The sequence below is a fragment of the Promicromonospora sp. NPDC060271 genome (assembly GCF_042726755.1).
Lineage (GTDB): Bacteria > Actinomycetota > Actinomycetes > Actinomycetales > Cellulomonadaceae > Promicromonospora.
The window spans coordinates 1-10,695 of the sequence record NZ_JBHXBG010000181.1 but is presented as its reverse complement, the minus strand read 5'-3'; the positions used below and the strand labels follow the sequence as shown (position 1 = coordinate 10,695).

Sequence of the window (10,695 nt, the reverse complement as noted above, 5' to 3'; positions counted from 1 at the left end):
CTGGTGCCGCCAGGGGACCCGGACGGGCGCTCTACCTCACGGACCGGCTCGCGATCAGGGGTAGAGGCCCCTGATCTGGTGCGCCTCCGCGACCCGCTTGACGCCGATGACGAGCGCCGCGTCCCGCAGCGACAGGTGCTCGCGCTGAGCCAGCGCGGAGACCTCCGCGTACGCGGTGATCATGCGGTGCTCCAGCTTGTCCGCGATCTCCTGCTCGGTCCACCAGTACGTCTGGTTCGCCTGGACCCACTCGAAGTAGGAGACGACCACGCCGCCGGCGTTGGCCAGGACGTCCGGGACCACCGTGACGCCGTTCTTGGCGAGCAGTGTGTCGCCGGCCGCCGTCGTGGGCCCGTTGGCGCCCTCGACGACCCAGCGGGCCTTGACCCTGCCGGCCGTCGTCTCGTCGAGCACGCCCTCGATCGCGGCCGGGACCAGCACGTCGACGTCGAGCGCGAGGAGCTCCGTGTTGGAGACAGGGTCGGCGTCGGCGAAGTCCACGACCGAGCCCGTGCGCTGCACGTGCTCCATGAGCCGGGGCACGTCGAGCCCGCCGTCGTTTCGGATGCCGCCGTACTGGTCGCTGACCGCGACGACGCGCGAGCCGCGTGCCGCGAAGATCTCCGCGGCGTGCGAGCCGACCTTGCCGAAGCCCTGGATGGCGACGGACACGTCGCTCAGGGGGATGCCGGCCTCGGCGAGCGCGGCTGACGTGACGTGCACGATGCCTGCCGAGGTCGCGGTGCCGCGGCCGAGCGAACCGCCGACCGCGAGGGGCTTGCCGGTCACGACCGCGGGGATCGTGTACCCGCGGTTGACCGAGTAGGTGTCCATCACCCAGGCCATGGTCTGGGCGTCGGTGCCCATGTCCGGGGCCATGATGTCGGTGTCGGGGCCGATCATCGGCATGATCTCCGACGTGTACCGCCGGGTCACGCGCTCGAGCTCGGACTGCGAGTACCCGCGGGGGTCGATGGCGACGCCGCCCTTGGCGCCGCCGTACGGCAGGTTGACCACCGCACACTTCCAGGTCATCCACATGGCCAGCGCGCGCACCTCGTCGACGTCGACGGAGGGGTGGTAGCGCAGGCCGCCCTTGCCCGGGCCGAGGCTCACGTTGTGCTGCACGCGGAAACCGTGGAACAGGACGGTCTCGCCCGTGTCGCGACGGAGCGGCACCGCGACGTGGATCTCACGGCGCGGCGTCGCGAGCATGCGGTGCAGGCCCTCGTCGTAACCGAGGATCTCGGCCGCCGTGGCGAGCTGCGCGTGCGCGGTGGCGAGCGCGGAACCCTCGACGGGCGATCCTGACGGCGCGAAGCTGGGCGGTGATGCGGGTGTGGACGTCGTTGTCGTCGTCACGTGGGTCCTCCGGGGAGAACGGCGCCTACCGCCTTGGGAGCGGGGCGCGGGTTGCGCGGCGCGGGGTTTGCGCCTCGGTATCACCGTATCGCTTCGATGCGCGGCGGTGCGCGATGGCTGGGGATAGATCCGGTAATTTTCCGGCAATGGCGGTCTCGCCCGGAAAAGTCAGTACCCAGGTCGGTCAACCGCGCTTCGACCGGCTGCGGAACGACGACGGCGTCTCGCCGGTCAGGCGCGCGAACGTGCGCGTGAACGACGGCTGGTCGTAGAAGCCAGCGGCGGTCGCGACGTCTGCCAGCGGCACGGTGCTCGTGGTGAGCAGGTGCGCCGCGCGGTCGACCCGCAGCCGCAGCACGAGCTGGCGCGGGGAGAGCCCGAAGACCCGCCGGACGCGGCGGTCCAGGGACGCGGGGCTGCACCCGGCGAGCACGGCGAGATCGGCCACCGAGGGCACCTCGCCATACTCGAGCAGCTTCTCGATGTCGGCGCGCAGTCGGGCCATGGCCTGGATGGTCGCGTCGTCGGCGTCCCCGGAGCGCAGGTCCTGCGACACGGAGACCAGCCCGACGTACGCGCCGGACTCGTCGTGCAGCGGCAGCTTCGAGGTGAGGAACCAGCCCGGCGCCCCGCCGACGTGCCGGATCAGCTCGAGCTCGCCTCGCAGCGGCTTGTCGGTCGTGCGGACGTGGGCGTCCTGGTTCTCGTAGCGTTCGGCGAGCTCCGGCACGAAGAGGTCGGCCGCGCGCTTGCCGATCACGTCCCGGCGGGAGCGCTCGCGTGTGCGCCCCACGAAGACCTGGTTCACGAGCACGTAGCGCCCGTCGGCGTCCTTGGCGCAGAACATGACCCCGGACAGCTCGTCCATGAGGGCGACCATCGCGGGGTTCAGTGCTGCCAGCAGGGCACGCGTCTCAGGCCGTGCCGTGCTGTTCGACGGGTTGCTCATGGGGTTCCGATGCTACGCGGCGCGGGACCGCCCGCTTGGCGAAAACCTGTGCCGACGGCGAGTGATCTCGCCAATACATGTGAACGGCTTCGGGTGCACCCTGGAGGAATGAAGACCTCCGCCCGGCGCGACCGCGCCGCTTCCGCCACAGTCCCGACCGGGGGCGCAGGCGCACCGGACAGCGCCACACCTCAGGCTCCGACCGAGCCGACCGAGCCGACCGCGCAGCCCGCCGCCGACACCCTCGTCGAGGACGCCGTAGCCCTCGCCAGGACCTGGATCGGCACCGCCACCGGCACGGACGCCGGTTCGCAGCCCGCCGGGCCCAGGGACGCCGGCTCCAGGACCGACCGAGCGGTGGCCCGCGCGTCCGCCGCCCTCGGCGCCCTCGTGTCCGACCCCGCCGGCCTCGAGCTCGCCGTCGGCTTCGTCGACGACGTCGCCCGCCCGCAGGACACCCACGTCGCGGCGAAGGCGCTTGCCCGGCTCGGCAAGCAGGCCGGCAGCGCCACCTTCCTCAGCCCCGCCGACCGCGCTCTGTTCCGGGCCGGCGCCCTGGCCGCCCCGGCGTTCCCCGGCATCGTGGTCCCGGCGGCCCGCGCCCGCCTGCGCCAGCTCGTCGGCCACCTCGTCGCCGACGCCGGCAACGGCCTCACCGCCCACCTCGCCCGCACCCGGGCCGAGGGCTACACCCTCAACGTGAACCTGCTCGGCGAGGCGGTGCTCGGCGCCGAGGAGGCCGCCGGCCGGCTGGCCCGCACCATCGCGCTCGTGGAGCGTCCGGACGTCGACTACGTGTCGGTCAAGGTCTCCAGCGTCGCCGCACAGCTCGTCACGTGGGACCTCGAGGGCTCCCGCGACCGCGTCGTCGAGCAGCTCCTGCCGCTGTACCGCGCCGCACGCGACCACGGCGTGTTCCTCAACCTGGACATGGAGGAGTACCGCGACCTCGCCCTGACCACCGCGGTGTTCACCGAGATCCTGGGCCGCGACGAGTTCCGCGACCTGGAGGCCGGCATCGTGCTGCAGGCCTACCTGCCGGACGGCCTCGGCGCCCTGGACGGCCTCACCGAGTTCGCCGCCCGGCGGGTCGCCGAGGGCGGCGCGCGCATCAAGGTGCGCATCGTCAAGGGCGCCAACCTGGCGATGGAGCACGTCGAGGCCACCCTGCACGACTGGCCCCAGGCGCCCTACACGTCCAAGCCCGACGTCGACGCCAACTACGTCCGCATGCTCGACCACGCACTGCGCCCCGAGCGCGCGCACGCCGTCCGCATCGGCGCGGCGTCCCACAACCTGTTCCACGTGGCGCTCGCGATCCTGCTGGGCCGCGCCCGCGGCGTCTCGGAGGCGCTCGACATCGAGATGCTGCAGGGCATGGCGCCGACCGAGGCCGCTGCCGTCCGGGACGAGGTCGCCAAGGACCACGGCCGGGTGGTGCTCTACACGCCGGTGGTGCGCGACGAGGACTTCGACGTCGCGATCTCCTACCTCGTGCGCCGCCTGGAGGAGAACGCGGCGGAGCAGAACTTCCTGCACGCGGCGTTCGCCCCGGCCACGACGGCCTCGGCCACCGAGGCGCCCATGGACCGGCAGGAGGCCGCCTTCCGCGCGTCCGTCGAGCTGGGTGTGCACTACTCGCCCGACGACGTCACCCCGCGCCGCCGTCCGCGCCCCGCACCCCAGCCGGTGACGGGACCGTTCCGCAACGCCGCCGACACCGACCCTGCCGTCGCCGAGCACCGGGCGTGGGCCCGGCAGGTCACGGGCCCGCTCTCCGGGTACGTCCCGGCGATCGCGGAGCCGCTGGCGACGTCGGCCCAGGTGGACGACGTCGTGGCGCTCGCCCGCCGGGCCGGCGCCGCGTGGTCCAAGGTGTCCGCGACCGACCGGGGCCGCGTGCTCCGCGCCGCGGCCCAGCACCTGGAGGCTGCCCGCGCCGACCTCGTCGCGGCCATGGTGCACGAGGCAGGCAAGACCGTCGCGGAGGCGGACCCCGAGGTCAGCGAGGCCGTGGACTTCGCCGCCTACTACGCGCAGGCGGCCGACGCGCTCGACCCCACGTCGGAGGCGTGGCCGGGCGCCCGCTTCACCCCGGACGGCGTCACGCTGGTCACCCCGCCGTGGAACTTCCCGGTCGCCATCCCGATCGGCGGCGTGCTCGCCGGCCTCGCGGCAGGGACCGCGGTGATCGCGAAGCCCGCGCCGCCCACGCCGCGCTGCCTGGAGATCGCCGTCGAGGCGGTGCACGCGGCGCTCGACGAGGTCGCCCCGGAGATCGGGCTCGACTCGGCGCTGGCCCGCTCGGTCGCGCAGTTCGTCCGCGTGCCCGACGGCGACCTCGGCCGCCGGCTCGTGACGCACGACGGCGTGTCCCGCGTGATCCTGACCGGCGCCATCGAGACCGCCGAGATGTTCGCGTCCTGGCGGCCCGAGTTGCCGGTGCTCGCCGAGACGTCCGGCAAGAACGCGATAGTCGTGACGCCGTCGGCGGACCTGGACCTGGCCGTCGCGGACGTGGTGCGCTCGGCGTTCGGGCACGCGGGGCAGAAGTGCTCCGCCGCGTCGCTCGTGATCCTCGTCGGCTCGGTGGGCGACCCCCGCAGCGCGACCGGCGAGCGGTTCCGGCGGCAGCTCGTCGACGCCGTGTCGTCGCTCGCCGTCGGACCCGCGACCGACCTGGCGACCGTGATGGGGCCGCTCACGGAACCGGCACAGGGCAAGCTCCTGCACGCCCTGACCACGCTGGAGCCCGGCGAGACCTGGCTCGTCCGGCCGCGCCGGCTCGACGCGGTGGCCCGCGAGGCCGGCCTCGGCCGAGGCAGGCTCTGGACCCCCGGCGTGCGCGACGGCGTCCGCCCCGGCTCGTTCTTCCACCTCACCGAGTGCTTCGGCCCGGTGCTCGGCATCATGACCGCCCGCACGCTCGACGAGGCGATCGCGCTGCAGAACGCCGTGTCGTTCGGCCTCACCGGCGGCATCCACTCGCTCGACGACACCGAGGTGGCGCACTGGCTCGACCGGGTGGAGATCGGCAACGCGTACGTGAACCGGCACATCACCGGCGCGGTGGTGCAGCGCCAGTCGTTCGGCGGCTGGAAGGCGTCCTCCGTCGGACCGGGCGCCAAGGCCGGCGGACCCAACTACGTCGCGCAGCTCGGCCGGTGGGAGGACGCCGCGGAGGTGCCCTCGCGCACCGCCGACCCGTCCGGCTGGCTGGCCTGGGCACGCGCCGACGACGACCGCGCCTGGGTGACCGAGTTCGCCCCCGCGCACGATCCCTCGGGGCTCGGCATCGAGTCGAACGTGTTCCGCTACCGGCCGGTCCCCGGCATCACGGTGCGGATCGGCGCCGGTGCGCAGGACGTCGAGGTGCAGCGGGTGCTGGCCGCCGCCGCGCGGGCGGACGTGCGGGCCACCGTCGTCGGGCAGCGGGAGATGACGGACGAGGCGTTCGCCGACGCCGTCGCCGACGGCAAGGTGACCGGCCGGATCCGCGTGGTGGGCGAGGCCCCGGGCCTGCGCGACGCGGCGGCCAGCCGCCTCGGCACCGTGACGGTCCTGGACGCCCCGGTCCTGGCGAGCGGCCGCCGTGAGCTCCTCACGATGCTCCGCGAGCAGGCAGTGAGCCGCACGACCCACCGCTACGGCCACCAGCGCACCGCCTGACCAACTCGTTGAGTGCTGGCTATTTGTTGCCCGGAGGCCCGGAAAGCAACAAATAGCCAGCACTCAACCGTCAGGCCGAGTCGCCCTCGATCAGGCGGGGGGCGAAGATACGGCGCTCGTCGCGGACCGGACGGCCCGCCACCAGGTCCACGAGCATGCTCGTCGCCGCGCCGACCATCTGGACCACCGGGTTGTGCACCGTGGTCAGCCGGGGCGACGTCGTCTCGGCGATGCCGAGGTCGTCGAACCCGACCACCGAGACGTCGCCGGGCACCGACCGGCCGCGGTCGGCGAGCACGCGCAGCGTGGCCTCCGCCATCAGGTCGGACGCGGCGAAGATGCCGTCCAGGTCGGGATGCGCGTCGAGGAGCCGGGCCGCGGCGACCGCCGCCCCGGCGACCGTGAAGTCGCCCTCGACCACCGCGTCGTCGGGCAGACCGGCGTCCCGCAGCGCGTCCCGCCAGCCGATCATCCGGTCCACCCCGGCCGGCATGTCGAGCGGTCCAGTGATGGTGCCGATGCGTCGGCGGCCGCGGTCGATCATCCGCTGCGTGGCGATGCGCCCGCCGGTGACGTTGTCGACGTCGACGTAGCGCAGGCCGCGCGAGAACATCGGGTCCGGCTCGAAGAGGCGGCCGACGAAGACGGCGGGCAGCATGGTCGGCCCGAGCTCGGTCTCGAGGTGGTCACCCCGGTGGTGCGACGCCACGATGACGCCGTCCACGTGGCCGCTGCGCAGGTAGCGGCCCACCCGCCCGCGCTGCTCGCCCGGCCGGGCGAGCAGCAGCACGAGCTGGAGATCGGTCGCGGCCAGCCCCTCGCTGACACCCGCGAGGGTGCCGCTGAGGAACGGGTCGGTGAGGATGCGCTGGTCCGGCTCGGGCACCACGAGGGCTATCGAGTCGGTCCGCCGGGTCACGAGGGACCGGGCGGCGCGGTTCGGTGCGTACCCGAGGCGCGCGACGGCGTCGTCGACGGCCGCCTGCGCCTCGGGGGAGACTCGCAGGCCACCGTTGATGGCGCGCGACGCAGTCGACCGGGATACCCCGGCCGCCTGTGCCACGTCATCCAGGGTGGGTGGGCCTGAGGTCGTCACGCCTGGGGAACCGCCTTGTCCTCGCCGTTGTCTTCGCTGGGGCGCGTGATGACCGATGTCGACCGCTCCGGAACGGCATTGGTCCGCGCGACCTGACCGTACCAGCGGCCCGACGCCTTCACCGTGCGCTCCTGCGTCTCGTAGTCGACGCGTACGAGCCCGAAGCGCTTTCCGTAGCCCCACGCCCACTCGTAGTTGTCGAGCAGCGACCAGCCGAAGTAGCCGCGCACGTCGGCACCCTCGTCGATCGCGTCCTTGATGGCGCGCAGGTGCACGTCGATGAACTCGAGACGCTCCTGGTCGTCCACGAACCCGTCCGGCCCGACGACGTCCGGGTAGGCGCTGCCGTTCTCCGTCACGTACAGGGCGATGTTGCGCGGCCCCGTGTAGTCCTGCTGCAGGCGCAGCAGGAGCCTGGTGAGGCCCTCGGGCTGGACCTCCCAGTTCTGGTCGGTGACGGGCAGTCCGCGCGGGTGCGTGTACGCGCCGTCACCGCCCGGGAACGGGGACGACGACGGCCGGGTGACCGGCGCGCCACCCTCCAGCGGCCGCTCGGCGGGCGTCGCCGACACGGCGTTGCCGTGGTAGTAGTTCACGCCGAGCGAGTCGATGGGCGTCGAGATGATCTCGAGGTCACCGTCCTGGATGTGCCGTTCGAGGCCGTACTCGCGCACGTCCTCCAGCACGTCCTCGGGATACGCGCCGCGCAGGATCGGGTCGGCGAAGATCCGCGTGAACCCGCCGTCGAGCCGGCGCGCGGCGTCGACGTCGGCCGGGTCGTCCGGGTTCAGCGGGTCCTCGACCTCGAAGTTGAGCGTGATGCCGAGGTTCGCCTCGGGTGCCCGCTCCCGCAGCGCCTCCACGGCCAGGCCGTGGGCCAGCATGAGGTGGTGCGCGGCGGCCAGGCCGTCCTCGCGGGACTGGCGGCCCGGCGCGTGCTGGCCGCCCGTGTAGCCGAGGAACGCGGCGCACCACGGCTCGTTGAGCGTGGTCCACACGTCGACGCGGTCGCCGATGGCCTCGTGCATGGTGACGGCGTAGTCGCGGAACCGGTACGCGGTGTCGCGGTTCACCCAGCCGTTCGACTCGGCCTCGATCGCCTGCGGCAGGTCCCAGTGGTACAGCGTGAGCCACGGCAGGATGCCGGCACCGAGCAGCTCGTCCACGAGCCGGTCGTAGTACGCCACGCCGGCCGGGTTCACCGCCCGCCCGCCGGGCACGACCCGGGCCCACGACGTCGAGAACCGGTACGCCTTGATGCCGAGCTCCTTCATGAGCGCGACGTCGGCCGGGTAGCGGTGGTACTGGTCGCAGGCGACCTCGCCGTCGTCCTGGCCGATCACGGCCCCCGGAACCTTGGCGAAGACGTCCCAGACGGAGTCCTCGCGGCCGTCCTCGTGGGCGGCGCCCTCGACCTGGTAGGCGGCGGTGGCGGCCCCCCAGAGGAACCCGTCGGGGAAGCCGACGACTCCCGTGCTGTTCGACGTCGGCTCCGTCCGCGGCGCCGACGGCGTGTACGGCAGGGCGATGCCCGGCGCGGGCACGCGGTGCAGCCCGGCGTCGGTCCTGACGTTCAGTGTCATCTCGTGAGTCATCCCTTCACGGCTCCCTGCATGATGCCCGCGACGAGCTGCTTGCCGACGAAGGCGAAGATCACCAGCAGCGGGAGTGTCACGAGGAACACACCGCCCATGACCAACGAGTAGTCCACGAAGTAGTTGGCCTGCAGCGACTTTACGACGAGTGGGAGCGTCGGGTTCTCCGAGCTGAGCACGATCGACGGCCAGAAGAAGTTCGTCCACTGCTGGACGAACGTGAACAGGCCAAGCATGGCGGCGGCCGGGCGGGCGGCAGGCAGCGCGATGCTCCAGAACGTGCGGATCATCGAGGCGCCGTCCACGCGGGCGGCCTCGATCAGCTCGTACGGCAGCGCCTCGGACAGGTACTGCGTCATCCAGAAGACGCCGAACGCGGCGACCAGCGACGGCACGATGACCGCCTGCAGCTTGCCGATCCAGTCCAGCTCCGACATGAGGATGTACATCGGGATCACGCCGAGCTGGGTCGGGACCGCCATCGTCGCGATGACGAACACGAGCAGCGGGCCGCGGCCGCGGAAGCGCAGCTTCGCGAACGAGTACCCGGCGAGCGTCGAGAACAGCACGACCGCCGCGGAGACGATGACCGCGATGATCACCGAGTTCGTCAGCGCCAGCCAGAAGTTGATCTGGGTGGCCTCGATGACCGTCCGGAACTGGGTGAACAGCGAGGCGTCCGGCAGCCACTGCGGCACGGGGTTCTGCGAGATCGCCACCGGCTCCGACGAGCCGAGAAGCAGCGTGAAGTACAGCGGGAAGACCGAGACCAGCAGGGTGATCCCGAGCAGCGTGTAGACGATCCAGCCGGCGCGGCGGTTGGCGCTCCCGACGGACGTTCGTTCCCGACGGCGGAGGGCGGCCCTGGCGGCACCCTCGCCCGCGGTCTGGGCGGTGACAGCGACGGAGCTCATGCGTTCCCTCCAGCCATGTTGGTGGTGACGCTCTTGCGCCTGGACTTCTTGACCGCCGTGCCCGACGACGCGATGCGCCGCGTGACCAGGAAGTTCACGAGGCCGATCGCGACGATGAGGAGGAACAGGATCCACGCGACGGCGGACGCCCGGCCGAGGCTGTGCTGGTCGCCCCAGGCGAGGTCGTACAGGTAGACGACCGTGGTCATCCAGTTCTGGTCCGGACCGCCGAGCCCGTAGGCGTCGTAGAGGCGGACCTCGTCGAAGATCTGCAGGCCGCCGATGGTCGAGGTGATGACGACGAAGATGACGGTGGCGCGGATCTGCGGCACCGTGATGGAGAAGAACTGGCGCACACGGCCGGCGCCGTCGATCACCGCGGCCTCGTAGAGGTCGCGCGGCACCGCCTGCATGGCGGCGAGGAAGATCAGGGCGTTGTAGCCCATCCAGCGGTAGTTGACCATCGTGGCGATGGCGACGTGGCTGGCGATCCGGTCGCCGTGCCAGGCGATCGGATCGAGCCCGACGGCGGAGATCATGGCGTTGATCAGACCGTACTGGTCGGCGAACAGGCGGCCGAAGATCATCGAGACCGCCACGGGCGCGACCACGTACGGGATCAGCACGCCCATGCGCCAGAACGTCGCCGCCCGCAGGTTCTGGTCCAGCAGGGCCGCGATGATCAGCGCGATGATCACCTGCGGGACCGAGGAGAACACGAAGATCGACAGCGTGTTGACCAGGGCCTTCCAGAACGTGGGCTGGGCCAGCACGAACGTGAAGTTCTCCAGGCCGACGAAGTCGCCCTGCCCGCCGAGCAGGCTCCACTCGTGCACCGAGACGAACGCGGTGTAGGCGAGGGGGAACAGGCCGGTCACCGCGAACAGGATGAAGAACGGCGAGATGTAGAGGTACGGGGAGAGCTTCACGTCCCAGCGGCCGAGCCGCTGGGAGAAGCCGATTCTGCGCGACTCGCGCTGGGGCGCACCGGGGCCCGGTGCCGAACGTTGTGGTGTCAGGACAGCCATTTCATCTTCCGCCGCGTCATCGTCGGGTGGTCACTTACGTGCTGACGTGTCAGACACACAGGTCACCGGGGTGACCTGTGTG

At 72.1% G+C, this 10,695-nt stretch carries 7 protein-coding genes; 1 reads left to right on the top strand and 6 read right to left on the bottom strand.

Annotation, left to right across the window (positions count from 1 at the left end):
* Positions 1-54: 54 nt before the first annotated feature.
* Positions 55-1,362, bottom strand: a complete 1,308-nt coding sequence (locus tag ACFWE2_RS21630; protein WP_377226271.1) for a Glu/Leu/Phe/Val dehydrogenase — start codon at positions 1,360-1,362, stop codon at positions 55-57.
* A 184-nt stretch (positions 1,363-1,546) separates the two neighbouring features.
* The gene (locus tag ACFWE2_RS21625) at positions 1,547-2,311 is read right to left on the bottom strand and encodes a helix-turn-helix domain-containing protein (protein ID WP_377226270.1); all 765 of its coding nucleotides are present in this window, start codon (positions 2,309-2,311) and stop codon (positions 1,547-1,549) included.
* 108 nt (positions 2,312-2,419) lie between these two features.
* Between ACFWE2_RS21625 and ACFWE2_RS21620 the strand changes: the two genes are divergently transcribed.
* Entirely contained in the window at positions 2,420-5,980 is a 3,561-nt protein-coding gene (locus tag ACFWE2_RS21620; protein WP_377226269.1) for a proline dehydrogenase family protein, read from the top strand.
* 70 nt (positions 5,981-6,050) lie between these two features.
* Here the strand turns inward: ACFWE2_RS21620 and ACFWE2_RS21615 are convergent, their stop codons facing one another.
* Genes ACFWE2_RS21615 through ACFWE2_RS21600 form a run of 4 tightly spaced genes read right to left on the bottom strand, consistent with a single transcriptional unit; the run spans position 6,051 to position 10,613 of the window.
* Positions 6,051-7,043: a LacI family DNA-binding transcriptional regulator gene (locus ACFWE2_RS21615; protein WP_377226268.1), complete on the bottom strand. Its 993-nt coding sequence runs from the start codon at positions 7,041-7,043 to the stop codon at positions 6,051-6,053.
* Between the two features lie 29 nt (positions 7,044-7,072).
* Positions 7,073-8,659 (bottom strand): GH1 family beta-glucosidase, encoded by a 1,587-nt coding sequence (locus tag ACFWE2_RS21610; RefSeq protein WP_377226267.1) that lies wholly within the window; start codon positions 8,657-8,659, stop codon positions 7,073-7,075.
* 8 nt (positions 8,660-8,667) lie between these two features.
* Positions 8,668-9,585: a carbohydrate ABC transporter permease gene (locus ACFWE2_RS21605; protein WP_377226266.1), complete on the bottom strand. Its 918-nt coding sequence runs from the start codon at positions 9,583-9,585 to the stop codon at positions 8,668-8,670.
* A complete protein-coding gene (locus tag ACFWE2_RS21600) occupies positions 9,582-10,613 on the bottom strand; it encodes a carbohydrate ABC transporter permease (protein ID WP_377226265.1) in 1,032 nt (343 codons plus the stop codon). The genes ACFWE2_RS21605 and ACFWE2_RS21600 overlap by 4 nt, the downstream gene beginning before the upstream one ends.
* Positions 10,614-10,695 lie beyond the last annotated feature (82 nt).